13 protein-coding genes and 1 pseudogene are annotated in these 16,361 nt (G+C 60.0%); 2 read left to right on the forward strand and 12 right to left on the reverse strand.

Annotated features, from left to right (window positions below):
- The first annotated feature begins 11 nt into the window (after positions 1–11).
- Positions 12–512: an RNA pyrophosphohydrolase gene (locus PJU76_RS04385; protein ID WP_334212496.1), complete on the forward strand. Its 501-nt coding sequence runs from the start codon at positions 12–14 to the stop codon at positions 510–512.
- Between the two features lie 110 nt (positions 513–622).
- Here the strand turns inward: PJU76_RS04385 and PJU76_RS04390 are convergent.
- Positions 623–1,705 (reverse strand): annotated as a pseudogene (locus PJU76_RS04390) (putative glycoside hydrolase); the annotation flags it as partial.
- Positions 1,706–1,807: 102 nt separating this feature from the next.
- Positions 1,808–2,644 (reverse strand): polysaccharide deacetylase family protein, encoded by an 837-nt coding sequence (locus PJU76_RS04395; RefSeq protein ID WP_271780642.1) that lies wholly within the window; start codon positions 2,642–2,644, stop codon positions 1,808–1,810.
- Between the two features lie 240 nt (positions 2,645–2,884).
- On the opposite strand from PJU76_RS04395, the gene PJU76_RS04400 reads away from it, so the two are divergent.
- Positions 2,885–3,796 carry a LysR family transcriptional regulator gene (locus tag PJU76_RS04400; RefSeq protein WP_271780643.1) on the forward strand — a complete coding sequence of 304 codons (912 nt, stop codon included), beginning with the start codon at positions 2,885–2,887 and terminating at the stop codon, positions 3,794–3,796.
- 7 nt (positions 3,797–3,803) lie between these two features.
- Here the strand turns inward: PJU76_RS04400 and PJU76_RS04405 are convergent, their stop codons facing one another.
- From PJU76_RS04405 to PJU76_RS04450, 10 genes are all read right to left on the reverse strand, one after another.
- Positions 3,804–6,083, reverse strand: a complete 2,280-nt coding sequence (locus PJU76_RS04405) for a nitric oxide reductase activation protein NorD (protein ID WP_271780644.1) — start codon at positions 6,081–6,083, stop codon at positions 3,804–3,806.
- A 22-nt stretch (positions 6,084–6,105) separates the two neighbouring features.
- On the reverse strand, positions 6,106–6,924 hold the full coding sequence (locus tag PJU76_RS04410; protein WP_271780645.1) for a CbbQ/NirQ/NorQ/GpvN family protein: 819 nt from the start codon (positions 6,922–6,924) through the stop codon (positions 6,106–6,108).
- 142 nt (positions 6,925–7,066) lie between these two features.
- Positions 7,067–8,446: a ribulose-bisphosphate carboxylase gene (locus PJU76_RS04415; protein ID WP_271780646.1), complete on the reverse strand. Its 1,380-nt coding sequence runs from the start codon at positions 8,444–8,446 to the stop codon at positions 7,067–7,069.
- A gap of 252 nt (positions 8,447–8,698) precedes the next feature.
- Complete coding sequence (locus PJU76_RS04420; RefSeq protein ID WP_271780647.1) at positions 8,699–9,196, reverse strand: NADH-quinone oxidoreductase subunit B family protein; 498 nt, start codon at positions 9,194–9,196, stop codon at positions 8,699–8,701.
- 36 nt (positions 9,197–9,232) lie between these two features.
- Positions 9,233–10,786, reverse strand: coding sequence for a hydrogenase large subunit (locus tag PJU76_RS04425; RefSeq protein ID WP_271780648.1), 1,554 nt, complete (start codon positions 10,784–10,786; stop codon positions 9,233–9,235).
- A gap of 10 nt (positions 10,787–10,796) precedes the next feature.
- Complete coding sequence (locus PJU76_RS04430) at positions 10,797–12,251, reverse strand: hydrogenase 4 subunit F (RefSeq protein WP_271780649.1); 1,455 nt, start codon at positions 12,249–12,251, stop codon at positions 10,797–10,799.
- Positions 12,251–12,883, reverse strand: a complete 633-nt coding sequence (locus PJU76_RS04435; RefSeq protein WP_271780650.1) for a formate hydrogenlyase — start codon at positions 12,881–12,883, stop codon at positions 12,251–12,253. Before PJU76_RS04435 ends, PJU76_RS04430 begins: the two co-directional genes overlap by 1 nt.
- A gap of 1 nt (position 12,884) precedes the next feature.
- Positions 12,885–13,826 (reverse strand): respiratory chain complex I subunit 1 family protein, encoded by a 942-nt coding sequence (locus tag PJU76_RS04440; RefSeq protein ID WP_271780651.1) that lies wholly within the window; start codon positions 13,824–13,826, stop codon positions 12,885–12,887.
- The gene (gene hyfB / locus PJU76_RS04445; RefSeq protein ID WP_271780652.1) at positions 13,823–15,805 is read right to left on the reverse strand and encodes a hydrogenase 4 subunit B; all 1,983 of its coding nucleotides are present in this window, start codon (positions 15,803–15,805) and stop codon (positions 13,823–13,825) included. The genes PJU76_RS04440 and hyfB overlap by 4 nt, the downstream gene beginning before the upstream one ends.
- On the reverse strand, positions 15,802–16,347 hold the full coding sequence (locus PJU76_RS04450) for a helix-turn-helix domain-containing protein (protein ID WP_271780653.1): 546 nt from the start codon (positions 16,345–16,347) through the stop codon (positions 15,802–15,804). Before PJU76_RS04450 ends, hyfB begins: the two co-directional genes overlap by 4 nt.
- Between the last annotated feature and the right edge of the window lie 14 nt (positions 16,348–16,361).

Below are 16,361 nucleotides of genomic sequence, written 5' to 3' on the forward strand. Positions count from 1 at the left end.
AGACGATGAACATGATAGACGCGGACGGCTATCGCCCCAATGTGGGCATGATTATTTGTAACGAACACAATCAGGTGCTGTGGGCCAAACGCCGGGGTGAAAATGCCTGGCAGTTCCCCCAGGGCGGCATTGATTATGCGGAAACGCCGGAACAGGCGATGTTTCGTGAGCTGGAAGAAGAGGTGGGGACCGCCAAGGTCTGTATTCTTGGCAGGACGCGGGGCTGGTTGCGCTACGAAGTGCCCTGTGCCCGTCATCGCACCTCGCGGCGCCGTTATCGTGGGCAGAAGCAGATATGGTTTTTACTTCGTTTTGAAGGCGAAGAGGCGGAAATTAACCTGCGCACCCGGCAGCCGGAGTTTGAGGACTGGCGCTGGGTGGATTACTGGATGCCGGTGAATGAAATCATTGCCTTCAAGCGCCGCGTGTACTGGCAGGCTTTGCAGGAATTGGCACCGTTGATCAACATGGACCCACCGCCCATGACGAATCCCTGCGGCCCCGCGGGCTGACACCCGGTCGGTGGGGCCAGCCCCGACTTCGGCGGGAGTCCTGCCGTAGTATAGACATTACGGGGGTTCCACAGCATCCATCCGTCCGATCCGAAAGTCTGCGCCGCATCGATCTGCGCCGCGATCCCCTCGCCCCCGAAGGGTTTCCCGCCAAAGGCGTAATCACGAAATGCCTGCAGCCAGGGGCGGAAGCGCACGGCCGGCAACCCCGTTCTTTCCTCGGCCTTGCGCAGCGAGCGGTAAACTATTTGGTGCGGATGGAGAACGGGGTTGGGGTAGCCGGGGATACCATACTGAAAACCCGATGGATAGAGCATGGGAGAGATATAATCGACCTGCTGCGCCATCTCCTCCAGGTTTTGGCCGATCCCGGTGTCGTTGCGGTTCCAGATCACATAACCAAAAATATCCGCGGAAAGAAAGACATTATAAGGAATCAAGCGCTTGCGGGCCTCCGCGAGAAATCCGGAAATTGCCGAGACTCGGCTTTCCTGGGTACTCGACCGGGAAAACGCCAGGCCCTTGGCGTCGGGAAAGCGGACGTAGTCGAATTGGATCTCGTCGAAGCCGTCCTTGGCGGCCTCGACGGCGACGTCGATGTTGTAATTCCATACCTGCTTGCTGAAAGGATCGGTCCAGGCGAGGCCCTCCCGATCCCTCCAGATGGCACCGCCCGCGGTCCTGACGGCCAGATCCGGTCGCGCCAATGCGAGGACGTTGTCCTTGAAAACCACGATCCTGGCAATGGTGTAGATGCCTTCTTTATGCAAATCGTCCATTAGTCGCTTGATATGTTTAATGGTGATAATTTTTTGGGCGCCGATCTTCGTCGCCAGAGGAATGTCGGTCTTGTACGCAATCATTCCCCGGTCGCTTTTTACATCGATCACTACGGCGTTGAGGCCTGTCTTGCCGATGATATCAAGAGCGGATTCCCGCAGACGCGTGTTGGCCGCTCCGTAGGAAGACAAATAAAGGGCCTTGGGTTTGAAAGGCGCGAGGGATAGGGTTTCATCCTCCTTGAGATCTCCGACGGGGACCTCGCGGCGCCTGTAGCCGTAGGCCCTGAGGCCAAGCACGGTCCCTTGCCCGCTGATCTGAAAATGGCCATCCTGGACCGTGCGTACGACCGAATCACCCAAGGTTACAAATGCCCCTGGGATCGGTTTGCACGTCAAGGCGTCCACGACCATCCCGCTGTAGGCGGCAGCGCTCTCCGAGACGAGCAACAAGACTGCAAGTAACGAAGCGCATATGTTTTTTATGTTTTTATAACCCTTCACAACTCACCTCGTTTATCTGGAGTCCGTGGTCAACAGTCTTCCCAATGTCTTGCCCGTATCCCGGTCCGTGACCAGATAGCGCGGGAGGGCCATCACGTTATCCGATGGCCCGGCAGGCACCCTTACCATGGTGAAGGCGGCGATATATCCCGCCGTCGCGGCGCTCTTGATCAGATCCTCATTGTAGATCCCGAAGGGCCAGGCGAGCATGTCCACCTTGATCCCCAGTTCCTGATCGAGCTTCGCCCTGGATTTTTCCAACTGCATGGCCACGAACTTCTCGTATGCCTGGGGGGAAAGGCGTTTCTTTTCTATCTTGAAGTTCGGATGCCAGTAGGTGTGGGACTGGATATTCACGAGCCCTGAGTCGTGCATGACCCGCAACTCATCCCAGGTCAGGGCGTAAGACGCCCGGGATATGGCGGAGGGATAGATAAAGAGCGTCACCGGGATATGGTAGCGCTGCACCAGGGGAAACATGTCCGTGTACACCGACTGGTGCCCGTCATCCGCGGTGATTACCACGGAATGGGGAGGGGGAGGGGGTCCAACGCCACGAATATATGCCACGACCTCCCTGAGCGGGACAATCTGGTAGCCATGGCTCCTCAGGTATTCAATCTGTGCCGCGAAGACCATCGTGCGAACGGTCATGGCATCTCGCACCACGGGACCAAAACGATGATAGAGCAGGATGGGCACGACGCGCTCTGTCCCTGATCCCCAAGCCGGTATAGCGAAAAATATGGCGAGTAAAGACACCATTTGCCAAACAATACGCATGCCTGGCTTTTCGGTCCGCTGCGCCCTGTCGGCCTGGAGAAACGACCCCGACTTCCCAAGTTCCATGCGCTCGCCTTCAAAAATCGTCCGGGGCCGCTGCTGGATAGATATTATCAGTTCCCCAGCCGAACGGGAACGCGGTTTCTTCCTGAAAATTATCGACTGCGATTATGCAGCGCGGAGTTCTACGCGCATTGCCACGCCAAACTACAGAAAATGATTGAAGTGTATGGGTATCGGGTCATAAGGTAATGCTGATATAATGGTGTGCAGTATTGCGTTAAGTAGCCACTACAGGAAAGCGCCATGAGCATGCATCTCACCTTTCGCCAGTTACAGGTGTTTACCGCCGTGGCGAAGCATCAGAGCTTTACCCGCGCGGCGCAGTCGCTTCATCTCAGCCAACCCGCCGTATCTATGCAGGTCCGCCAGATGGAAGAGCAAGTCGGACTGCCGCTCTTTGAACAACTGGGACGGCAGATTTATCTCACTGAAGCGGGGCGGGAAATGGCGCGCTACAGTGCAGCCATCACCCAGCAGTTGGATGAGGCGGTACAGGTGATCAATGACCTCAAGGGGCTGTCCGGGGGGCATATTCATATCAGCGTGGCGACCACTGGAGCGTATGTCGCACCTTATCTGCTGGCGGCTTTCAGTAAATTGCACCCGCAGGTGACGGTCAGTATGGATGTTACGAACCGGGAGACCCTGCTCCATCAGTTGGCGGAGAATGAAGTGGATGTTGCCATCATGGGGCGGCCACCAGCGGGTTTGTCGCTGGAAGCGACGGCTTTTCTGGACAATCCGCTGGTGATCATCGCCGCGCCCAATCATCCCCTGGCTCAGGTCAGGGCGATTACGCTGGAAGCGGTGGCGGCTTATCCCTTCATTATGCGGGAGTCGGGTTCGGGGACGCGAATCGCGGTGGAACAATTTTTCGAAAAGGCCGGCATCGTTCTGCATGCGAGCATTGAAGTCAGCAGCCACGAAGCGATCAAACATGCGGTGCGCGCAGGTATGGGGCTGGGCATCGCTTCTCTGCATACGGTGCGGGAAGAGTTGCTGGCGGGGCGCCTGGCGGTGCTGGATGTGCAAGGGTTACCCATTGAACGCCACTGGTATCTGGTGCATCGTCAGGGTAAGCGTCTTTCGGCGGCCACCCAGGCCTTCCGGGATTTTTTGCTGGATCAGGAAGCGGCGCGTTTGTTGCCGGAGTAGGGAACCGTTATCTGGTCAGGGCGATAAATAGTTCCGGTAGTTTTTCCGGCAGCTTGGCAATATGGTCGATGACCGTGTACTGACGGCCGAAAATGTCGGCAACATAGGCATCGGCCTGGGGATCAAGGCTGATGCAGTAGGTGAAGATGCCGTTGCGATCCAGTTCGTTGACCGCCTGACGGGCATCTTCAATGAGGAGACGCTCATCCTGCACATCGATGTCAGAGGGCCGACCATCGGTGAGTATCAGCATCAGTTTCTTGTCGGCCTTGCGTGCCGACAAATAGTGTCCGGCATGGCGCAGGGCGGCGCCCATCCGGGTTGAATAACCGGCTTGGAGTGCCGCCAGACGGGCCTTGACGGTGTCTCCCCAGGGTTCGGAGAAACCCTTGATGTGCTGGTAGCGCACTTCATGGCGGGTATTGGAGTTGAAGCCCGCAAGCGCCAGCGGATCGCCGATTTGTTCGATGGACCAGGCGAGCAACGATACCGCTTCCTGCGATAATTGCAGTACGGTCTGGCCGTCACCACCGCCTTTGACGGACTCGTTCAGTGATTCGGAGAGATCGAGCAGCAACGTGACGGCGATGTCGCGGCCCGCCGTACGATGGCTCATGTTGATGCGTGGATCGGGGGGGCTGCCGCTCTTGAAATCGATCCACGAACGCAAGGCGACATCCAGGTCCAGTTCGGTGCCTTCTTCCTGATAACGGATGCGCACTTTGTCCTGCGGTTTGAGCAGGTCGAGCAGGCGTTTTAGCCGTCTGGCCAGCGCCGCATGCTTGAGGAGCAGTTGATCAATCGTTGCTGATGCCGCCGAGGCGTGCAATCCTTCGTAGAGGCTGACCCAGTCCGGTCGGTAGCTCTGGCTTAGGTAATCCCACTCAGGATAGTGGCGTGGCGGCAGGCCCTGCGCTTCAGGATCCGGCGCAGTGCGGCGCTCCTCGTCGATGGATTCTTCTTCATCGCCCGCTTCAATGAAGCGCCACAGCCCGCGATTGTCGTCGCGGTAGCTGATCTCGGTATCGGCGAAATGCACTTTGGCGAACTGATCGCTCTGGCGGCGCGTGGCGGTGACATAATCCAGCGCCAGCCGGGCCATGCTCGCCGTGTCGGCATTGCCGCCCGCGAGTTCCCCGTGAAAGCGGCCGACGAAGTCCTTGAGCACGGGATTACGGTAGCCGTGTTCCGGGTCGAGCAGCGCCCGCGACAGCATCGCCAGGCGATGGCGCAGGCAGGAGGTGGTCTCCGGATCGCAGGCCTCTTCAGCAGGCTTGGGGTGCAGCGCGAGGAATAGCGCCCGCAGACCGGGATAGTTCTGGATGAGCAGGGTGTCGATGCGGGCATCCTCAAAAAACTCCACCGCCAGGCGCTGGAACGGGCTCCAGTTATCCGCTATCTGCGGCGTTGACCAGCGCCGGTGGCCGACCATGTGCGCCAGTGTCGCGCGATACCGGTCCAGGGCACGGGCGCCCGGCAGGTCGTCAAGCACATCCGGCAGCCGCATACCGAGTGAGTCATAGTAAGGCTGCGGCTTGCGCAGCACATCAAAAGCGGTGGAATAAGGCACCAGTACTTCGCTGTCCTGCCAGAGTCCGCGCAGATAGAGATCCAGCTTGCGTTCGACATCCACCAGCAGGGTGCCATGTCGTTCGCGCTGCATCACCGCCCGGCTGTCGGCCGACTGTAGTGAGAAGAAATCTTTTTGGCGTTCAGGGTGCTGGAGATAATTACGCACCCCGTAGTTCACCCAGTTGCGCAGGCCATCCACCGTCAACCACTGTAGTAAAGCAGGCGCCTGGCGCAGCAGATCGGGTAGACCGGGGCTGGGGTGGGTCTGATGATGGCCGTGGATGGAGCCGGTGGTCCGTTCCATCATGTCGCGTAGCGTATTCAGGTAATCTCTCAGTAACTCGCGGCTCTGCAGGGCGCGGGTGACCGGTGCCAGGGTTTGCAGAAATCCGCCAATGGCGTTGCCGTTGGGTGAGCGCTGCATGTGCTGCACCATCTGCATGACTGGCTCCAGAGCAGAATCGCCCAGCACCGCGCCGATATCCGGCCACTCTTCGAGAAAAATCAGGGTCGGCTCTTCACCCCGCCCGAGTTTGCAGAGCGTCCGCGCCGCATCGATATACGCGCTCATCCCCGCCGGGCTGAGGCTGGCGGCGGCTTTGGCGATGCAATCGGGAAACACCTCGCCGACACGGGGAAAGAGGCAGTCGAGCTGGTCCCGGTAGGCCGCTGCTATTTGTGGTGGCAGAGAGATGTTGTGCAGGTGGTCAGTCATGGGTGTCCCGTACGGCGATATTTCAGGCGAAAGTCATGTCGATGGCGTGTTCCAGTGTCGCACGAATGTCGGCATCGTCGGTGATGGGCTGAACCAAAGTCATGCGGCAGGCCGAACGAGGCGCTACTCCATCGTCAATCAGTAGCGCTGCGTAGACCAGGAGCCGGGTGGAAATGCCCTCATCAAGGCCATGACCCTTGAGACGGCGGGCGGTAGCGGCCAGCGTGACCAGTTGGGCGGCTATGGTTGCTGTCACGCCGGTTTCTTTCACCAGAATCTCGGTCTCCAGTTCGGCGTTGGGATAGTTGAACTCGAAGCCGGTAAAGCGTTGCTTGGTAGATTGCTTGAGATCCTTCATCAGCGACTGGTAGCCGGGATTGTAGGAAACCACTATCTGAAAATCAGCGTGGGCGCTGATCAGCTCGCCTTTTTTATCCAGTGGCAAGGCGCGCCGATGATCGGTGAGCGGGTGGATCACCACGGTGGTATCCTGACGAGCTTCGACAATCTCATCTAGATAGCAGATGGCGCCGTAGCGCGTGGCCACCGTCAGCGGGCCGTCCTGCCAGCGGGTACCGTCTTTGTCCAGCAGCCAGCGGCCGACCAGGTCGGCGGCGGTCATGTCCTCATTGCAGGCCACGGTGATCAGTGGTTTGCCCAGCCGCCAGGCCATGTATTCGACAAAACGGGATTTGCCGCAGCCGGTCGGTCCCTTGACCATCACCGGCAAGCGCTTGCGATAAGCGGCCTCAAACAGGGCCACTTCGTCATGCTGAGGTTGGTAAAAGGGCTCCTTGCCTACCCGATATTGATTGAGGATGGAGGAATCTGTTGCAGTCATGCGGTGCTCCGTTCTGGGTTCGGCGTCAGAGGCGCCAAACGGGAAAAGGTGGATTTTAAAACGGGCTACGGGACTTCGCTTTCAATAAAAACGCCCCCGGATGGGAGCGCTTTCACCCGCTTTATCGGAACCGGTCGAGAGCCTACTTGTGTACACCCAGCTTTTCGCGCCAGCCTGGGTAGAGCTTGTCGGCATCACCAGGGAAGGACTCGAAGGCCCGTGCGAATTCCTTGTGTTCCCTGGCGTACGCAATGGGATCAGCTCCCGCTTTCCAGCATTCGTAAGCCTGACGCAGGGAGACCGCACCAGCCGCCGGGCTGTCGATATGACCGTAGGAACCGCCACCTGCCGTGTTGATCACGTTGCCGTGGCCGAGATTCTCGAAGAAACCGGGCAGGCGCAGGGCATTCATGCCGCCGGAGATGATGGGCGTGGTGGGCTTCATGCCGTACCATTCCTGATGGTAGACGGGGCCGTCACAACTGTCGCGCTCGATCATGTAGGCAATGTTGCGATCGTCAGCACCGCCTTCCATCTTGCCGTAGCCCATGGTGCCCACATGAATACCGGAGGCACCCTGCAGGCGGGCCATTTTAGCCAGCACGAAGGCGGTGTAGCCGCGATTGGCGCTGGGCGAGGTGATCATGCCGTGCCCGGCGCGATGGTAGTGCAGGTACTGTCCGGGGTACTGGCGGCGCGCCGTGGTGATCATGCCGGGGCCACCCACGAAGCCGTCTACCAGAAAGGCCAGTTTGTCGGCATCGGGACCGAATGTTTCCAGGGCGAAGTCAGCGCGGGCGCACATTTCGTAGTGGTCATCGGCGGTGATGTTCATGGAGAACAGCTTGGCCTCACCGGTTTCGTCCATGGCGCGTTTCATGGCGTCATATACCAGCGGGATGGTCTTTTTCACCGGGGCGAAGACCTGGTTGCCCTGGGGTTCGTCATTCTTGATAAAGTCGCCACCGAGCCAGAACTGGTAGGCCGCTGCGGCAAACGGTTCGGGGCGCAGACCCAGCTTGGGCTTGATGATCGTGCCGGCAATATAGCCGCCGTTCTGGACCGGGCGACCCAGGATACGCCACAGATCGGAGATGTCCTTGGCCGGGCCGTCAAACAACTGGATAGCGCGCGGTGGCATGAAAAAGTCGATCATCTGGCCGTGCTCGATGTCGCCCATGCCCTGGTTGTTGCCGATGACCAGAGTCAGGAAGGAGACGATCATCATGCGGCCATCGGTGACGTTGCGGTCGAACAGATCCAGAGGATAGGCGATGCGCATATCCTCGGTGGCTTCGTCGATGTGATAGACCAGCGCGTCCACGCCCTTGGTGAAGTCGTCGGTGGTCGATACCTCGACGTTGGTGCCGGTGGACGATTCCGCGGCAAAGTGGGCGGCAGCTTCGAGATAGCCGCGGCCCGATTTTGGCTTCATTTTATAGGCTACCAGAATGTGTTTGCCATTGGTTATAAGATCGTCTTCTTTCAGAGAAAGATCGGCATAACGATTAGATTGATCCACAATTACTCCTTTTATGTGCATATTAAGATAAGAAAAATTGATTTTGTCGCCCACTGCACAACTGATCCGGCTAACGGACATTTACAAGCAGAATATTTTTAATAAAATAGGCCTCCCCATCTTAGCATTAACAATACTGCCGACATAAGCAGAAAAATCTTATTAAATTAATAAGTAAAGCATTATGATTTACTGGTGCCCGCGCTTTACCGGGCTGTGGTGAACCTTTGAGCGTCAGGACAAGACCTCGTATCAGTTCTCTATCCGTTCCCCTGACACCTGCAAAAGTCCCCGCAGCAGGGCGTCAGGATCGGGCGGGCAACCTGGTATCTGCAAATCCACCGGCAAGACCTTCGCGACGCCGCTCATGACCGCATAACTGCCCTGGAACACGCCGCCGCAACAGGCGCAGTCGCCAACGGCGATGACCTTCCGGGGTTCAGGCATGGCGTTGTGACAGTCTTGTAAGGCGGCGACCATATGGCGGGTCACCGGCCCGCTCACGGTGAGCACGTCGGCATGCCGGGGCGAGGCGGTAAAGCGAAAGCCCGCCTGCTCCAAGCCATAATGGGGGCCGTTCAGGGCATTGAGCTCCAACTCGCAGCCATTGCAGGAGCCCGCATCCACATGACGGATACTGAGACTGTGGTGAAAACCGGTGGGGCTGGCGGAGGACGGGTCACGCCTTGTCCGCGGTGGTGTCTTTCCCACCCTTCCCAGCCGCAGGGCCGCGCGCAATATCCGGTACATTACTGCCTCCTTCCGGGAGCCGCCCGGGTGTCGCGCTTAAAGATCATGGCCGCTGTAACTCAGATTGAAGGATTTATTGATGAGCGGAAAATCCGCGACGATATCGCGCAGAACGGCCTCTTCCAGTGCCGGCCAGAGCGTCCACGACGGGTCCTGGGGATGACAGCGGCAAATATGCCCCTGTTCCATGCGCAGCCAGAAAAATACCTCCCCCCGCCAGCCCTCCACCCAACCAATGCCTTCCCCCAATGTATCCCGGAGATCCAGCGGCTGGTACACGTTTCCGCAAGGCAGTCGACGGAGGATTTCCTCCTGTAGACGCAGCGACTCGAAAACTTCCTGAAAACGTACAGTCATACGCGCCGCGACATCGCCTTCTGCGGCGGTGGCCATCCGCACCTGGAGCTGGTCATAAGGGCTGTTGGGGAACTGCACCCGCAGGTCCCAGGCTTGGCCGCTGGCCCGTCCGGCGACCCCCATGAGTCCCAGCTGCGCCGCCCGTTTAGGGGAGATTATGCCGAGTCGCACCACCCGGTCGCGCAGGCCGCCGTGCTCGGCAAGAATTTCCTGCAGACGCCCGACGGCGGTTTTAAGTGCCTGTCCGGTACGCTGCAGGGTTACGGCGGCCGCCACCGTGAGATCGCCGCCCACTCCACCCGGCAAGACTCGGTCCATGAGATGGCGATGCCCGAAATAGTGCTGATTCTCGCGCAGCAGGTCCTCTTTGAGGGCCTGAAACTGAGTCAGGGCGAAGGCTAGTCCGGCGTCGTTGCCGATGGCACCGAGATCACCGAGATGATTGGCCAGTCGCTCCCGTTCCAGGCAGAGGGCGCGCAGCCATTGGGCACGTTCTGGCACCTGCGCGTTGGTAATCTGCTCAACCGCCTGAGCATAACTCCAGGCATAAGCCACCGTACTATCGCCGCTGATCCGTCCGGCCAGGTGTGCGCCCGCGGCCACATCCAAGCCCTGGAAGAGGCGCTCGACGCCCTTGTGCGTGTAGCCGAAGCGTTCCTCCAGGCGCAGGATTTCTTCCCCTAGGACTTGAAAATGGAAATGCCCCGGCTCGATAATGCCGGCGTGTATAGGCCCGACCGGAATCTCATGGATGTCCGGGCTGCTCGCGGGTAGGAAGGTGTAGTCGCGATCTGCGGCGATATCCAGACCTTCTCCAGAAAAATCGGTGCGCAGGGGAAATTGATCGGCTGGCCAGGCTGCATGCCGCAGCCAAGGACGGCTATCGTTTGTCCCCGTCGCGCGGATGCCCAGCAGATCATACAGGGTACGTTCCATGCGCAGAGCGCCTGGGAAAACGGTGGCCAGACTCGGATAGGCTGCAATGGCGGGGTCCACGATCATTTCCGTGCGGATGATGCCGGTTTCGGACAGAAACGCCGCATGGACGAGATAGCCTGCTGCTTCCGTGGTGCGGCGGTCCTCGCCCCAGAGCGCCAGCAGGCGTCCGCCTTGCGCACGGATGTTCTGGGCGGCGAGCGGCCAATACTCGTTGTCGAGGCGACCGGACCACACTGGTAACGGCGCACGCCACCGCTTGAAATCAGTCAGTAGGCGCAGTGCAGGGTTGGGCATGATGGCGTCCTTATCCGTGGAGGAGCAGGGCGGCATGCTGCATCCACTGGACCAGTGTCCAGGGGATGAACACCCCGAGCACGATGACGAGGGCCAGTTGGATGAAGACCGGGATGATGCCGGCGACGGGCTGGCGGGCGATGCCTTCTGGAACAGGCCCGAAGAGCATTCCCTGCAGGCGCGGGAAAATCCCGGCGAAGGCTACGCCCAATCCCAGCAGGAGCAAAGGCGTGAGCCAGGGCTGGTCCTGCAAGGTGCTGGTGATAATGAGAAATTCACTCAGGAAGAGGCCGCTGGGTGGCATCCCGAGGATAAAGAGTACCGTCAGCATGAGCGCCCAGCCCAGGACGGGGCTGAATGCCAACAGGCCGCGGATGCGCTGGATTTCCCGGCTGCCGATACTCTGTACCGCTTGTCCGACCGAGAAAAACACGGAGGATTTGGTCAGGCTATGGCTGATCATGTGCAGTAGACCCGCAAAACTCGCCAGTGGTGCGCCGATCCCGAAGGCGAAGGTGGCCAATCCCATGTGTTCAATGGAGGAATAGGCGAAAAGCCGCTTCACATCCCGCTGCCGCAACATGGAAAAAGTCGCCACCAGCAGGGAGAGCAAACCGAAGCTCATCAGCAGCCGTCCGGCGAAGTCCGGACCGAGGGCACCGTCCACCAGCACTTTGGCGCGCAGCACGGCGTAGAGGGCCACATTGAGCAATAGTCCGGAAAGTACCGCCGAAACCGAGCTGGGGCCGCTGGCGTGGGCATCCGGCAGCCAGTTGTTGAGCGGGCTCAGGCCGATTTTGGTCCCGTAGCCCACCAGCATAAAGATGAAGGCGATGGCCATGACCTGCGGTTGCAATTGACGGCGCACGGCTTCCAGATGCGTCCACAGCAACGCGTCCGCACCGTGCCCCAGCACTTTCTGGGCGGCGAAATACAGCAGGATCGTACCGAATAGCGCCATCGCCAGACCGACACCGCAGAGGATAAAATATTTCCAGGCGGCCTCCAGGCCTTCCGCAGTGCGGAAGAGGCTCACCAGCAAGACCGTGGACAGGGTGGCGCCTTCCATGGCCACCCAGAGGATGCCCATATTGTTGGTCAGCAAGGCCAGCAGCGTTGTCGCAAGGAAGGTCTGGAACATGGCGTGATAGAGGCGGACACGCCGACGGGAGAGCGACCAGTGGACGATTTCCTGCCGCATATAGCTGCGGGAGAACCATGCCGTACTGAATCCCACCACGCCATCCACCAGTATCAGCAGGATACTGAGATCGTCCACCATGAATTGTCCGCCGCCCGCGGTAAATGCGCCGTCGCGCAACACCCGCGCCGACAGCGCCAGTATAGCCAGTAGGGTTAGCGTATTGATGCCGATAAACAGGGCCGCACCCCGGCGCCCGTCACCCCAGAGGGCGAGCAAGGGGATGCCTGTCGCCGCGCATATCAGCACCAGTAGAATCGGCATCATTCCTCCCGCATCTGAAAGAAGAACACGCCGAGAATAACGAAACCGATCAGGGCGTCCAGGGCTACGCCTAGTTCCACGATCATCGGCATCCCCAGGGCGGCGCTGGTGGCGGCGAAGAAGAGGCCGTTATCGATAGCCAGGAAGCCCACCACCTGGGAAATGGCCTGGTGCCGGGTGATCATCATCAGGAAAGCGAGCAGCACGGCGGCGAGGGCAATGCCGACCATGCCGCGGGTCACCGCGCTGGTCAGGGCGGTAATGGGTGCAGCGAGGGAGAAAGCGAAGATGACCAGAGCGATGCCCGCGAGCAAGGTCAGGGGGATGTTGAGCACCGCCTCGACATCGCCACGCACCTGAAGACGCCGCAATAGACGATGCAGGGCCGCCGGGATCAGGATAGCCTTCAGGCCCAGACTCAGGGCTGCGGAAAGCCATAACTCCGTTTGTCCGGTCAGCAGCGCCACCAGCGCTGTACCGGCGGCCAGGACTACACCTTGCCAGGCGAGAAGATGAATCAGAGTGAGTAAGCGCCGTTGCGCCAGCATGGCGAAAGCCAGCAGCAGGAGGAGGGCGGCGAGGAGCCTCAGCAGGGGGATGCCCCAGGCGAGTCCCTGTGCGGTGATCATCATGTCATGCCCCCAGCATGAAGAAACTCAGGAGCCCTACGACTCCGAGCAGAAAGGCGGTTGCCATGAATTCCGGCGCCCGAAAGAGGCGCAGCTTGGCGAGCAGGGTTTCGACCAGCGCCAGGATAAGAGCGGCGGCCGCGAATTTCAGCAGTAGGATCGGCAGGGTCAGGGGCAGTACCGCAATTTCTGCGGCGGGCACGATACCCCAAGGCAGGAACAGGGCGATGCCGATGGACACATAGAGCACCAGCTTGATCTGTGCGCCCCATTCCATCAGCGCCAGGTGCCGTCCCGAGTATTCCAGGAGCATGGCTTCGTGGATCATGGTCAGCTCCAGATGGGTGGCGGGATTGTCCACGGGAATCCGCGCGTTTTCCGCCAGCAGCACCATGAAAAAGGCGGCAGCGGCGAAAACCATGCTGGGGTGCAGAGCAAAGCGCAGTCGCTCCAGATGGGCGACGATCACGCTCAGCGAGGTGGACTGGGAGAGCAGGGACGCCGTGAAGAGTGTGGCCAGCAGGGCGGGTTCCGCAAGCCCCGCGATCAGCATTTCCCGATGGGCGCCCAGGGTGGCGAAGGGCGTCCCCGTATCCATGGCCGCCAGCACCTGAAAAACCCGCGCCAGGGCGAACAAACCCACCAGGGCGATGACATCGGCAGCCGGTGCCAGGGGCAGGCCGGTGGCGAGAATGGGGATGATTCCGGCCGCCAGACAGAACGCTCCGAAAATCCCGTAGGGTGCAAAGCGGAAGAGCCAGGACGTTCCTTCCGCCTGCAGGGATTCTTTATGGAACAGGCGATAGAGATCGCGGTAGTTCTGCCAGCAGCCAGCCGGTCGCCGGTTCTGCAGAATCGCCCGCAATGCCCGCAGTAGCCCGGCAAAGAGTGGCGCGAGAAATGCCGCCAGCAGCACCTGTGCCAGTTCCAGCAGTATGGCGGTCATCGCCAGAGCGCCAGCAGGATCAGCAGGGTCAGAAAACTGTAAAGCAGGTACAGGGTAATGCGACCCTGCTGCCAGCGCAACACCTGAGTCGATATCCAGAAGGTGATGTGGTTCAACGGGTTATACAGTATTCGGTACACGGGTTCGCCGATCCGTACCTGCCAGTGGCCGACATCGTCTGTCTCCCGCTCCGTCTGATACAGCGGGGCGAAGATGCGCAGAAGGGGTTGCGCAAAGCCCATGGGACTATCCTGCATGACCGGTGTCCGAACGGGAAAGCCACAGGCCCAGGCCGACACGCGCCGCAAGGGTCGGCCAAAGAAACCCCAGATCAGGAGAAAACTCAGACCGAGGGCGGTCGCCATGCCGAGGAAGAAAATCACCGGACTGTAACTGGCGCGTTGTGCGGAGACCGGGGTCAGCCATAGCCCTTGCTGGACGGCGAAACCCTGACCGAGCATCTCCAGCAACACGGGATGCAGCAGATTCAACAGGACACCCGGAAAGAGTCCGAGGAACACGCAGGCGACACTGAGCAGGGCCATGGCCGACCGTTCCCAGCGTCCGATCTCGTGGACATGCCGGGTGCCGCGTGCCTGGCCGAGAAAGGCGATGCCGTAAAACTTGACCATGGCATAGGCCGCCAGAGCGACCGCCAGCACCACGCCGGAGGCTGCCAACGGTAAGACCGCACTGAGGGTGCTTTGCGGCAGGGCGGGGGATAGCAGAAAGGCTTGCAGGAGCAGCCATTCGGAGGCAAAGCCGTTAAGCGGAGGCAACCCGGCGATGGCGAGGGTGCCCAGGAGCATAAAAAATGCGGTCTGGGGCATCCGCCGGATCAGGCCGCCCAGGTGATCCATGGCCACGCTGCCGGCTCCGTGCAACACGCTGCCACTGCCGAGAAAAAGCAGTCCCTTGAAGAAAGCATGATTCAGGGCGTGATACAGGGCGGCGGCCAGGGCCAGGGCCGCCAGGGCATTGAGCCCATGTGCGCGGAAGATCAGGGCAAGGCCGAAAGCCACCATGATCAGCCCCATATTTTCCATGGAGGAATAGGCCAGCAGGCGCTTCATGTCGGTTTGGACGGCGGCGAAAAGCACCCCGAAGAGCGCCGTCGCTAGGCCCACCACCAAGACAAAAGGACCCCACCACATGGCCAGCTTGCCGAGGAAGAGAAAGTCCACCCGCAACATGCCATAGAAGGCCATCTGCAGCATTGCCCCACTCATCAGCGCGGAGACCGGGGCCGGGGCGGCAGGATGGGCATCCGGTAGCCAGATATGCAGAGGGAGCAGCCCCGCCTTGGCACTGAAACCGAAAAAGGTGAGGAGAAAGGCGGCCGATGCCCAGAACGGAGCGAGGGGGGCGTGCAGCATGGCGCTGAATGGCCCGCCCTGGGTTATGGTCGCCCCGGCGAGGATGACGAAGCCCAGCAAAATGGCCAGCGCGCCCAGGTGGGCGATGAGCAGATAGAGGAAACCGGCGCGTTGGCTATCGGTTTTTTCATGTTCCGTCACTACCAGAAAATACGAGGCCAGCGCCATGCTTTCCCAAGCGACCAGAAAAGTGAAGGCGTTGGCCGCCAGCAGAACCAGTCCCATTCCCAGCAGAAAACTGTGGTACTGGAGCAGTAAACGGCGCAAGTCGGGTCCCGGTAAGGAGCGGAAATAACCGGTGGCAAACAGCGCTGCCGCGCAGGCCAGCAGTCCCAGCAGGATCAGGAAAAATCCCGAGAGGGGATCGATCTGGAAAGACCAGGGCAGGGCGGGGAGGGGGCCGCGCAGTTGCAGATTGTCCGGGGTGGCTGTTAGCGCGGTGAATCCGGCGGTGGTCAGGAGCAGGGCGACCATGCTGCTTAGGGGGAAGACCAGCCGGCAGGCGAGGGTCGGCCAGCTGCCCAACAGAAAGCCCGATAATCCCAGACCCAGCCAGAGCAATAATGCCCCGGTGGCCAGATCCAGGGGCAGGTAGGAGATCACTGGGCTACCACCACCAGCAGAGTAGTCGCTCTGTCACCATGGTTGTGCCAGTTGTGGGGTAGGCGCGGATCATAGTAAATGGCGTCGCCTTCTTTCAACTCTGTCGATATGCCGGTTTGCTCAAAAGTGGCCGTCCCGCGGGTGACAATGGCGAACTCTTCGCCGTCGGCGCTGGCGTAGGGGTGTTCACCACACTCTCCACCAGGTTCGAGCACCATCAGCAAGGGTTGCATCTTTTTTTGCGGTAGGCCGCGGGCCAACGGTTCCAGAGAAGCATGGGAACCGGCGCTATAAAACTTGCGGCGGTCACCGACGCGCATGATCAATGGTAAACCCGCCGTTTCTCCGTCATCGAAAATCGCGACGATAGGAATCTGCAGCGCCCCGCAGATTTTCTCCAGCGTGGCGATGGAGGGGGAGTTCTGCCCGGTCTCGATCTGCGAGAGGGCGCTGGGTGAAATTTCGGCACGGGCCGCCAGCCCGCGCACGGACCAGCCCTTATCCTCGCGGAGTTGCCGAATTTTTTTGCAAACTTGTTCCATGCACAGAAGTGTAC

The organism is Acidithiobacillus ferriphilus, assembly GCF_028215975.1.
Lineage (GTDB): Bacteria > Pseudomonadota > Gammaproteobacteria > Acidithiobacillales > Acidithiobacillaceae > Acidithiobacillus > Acidithiobacillus ferriphilus.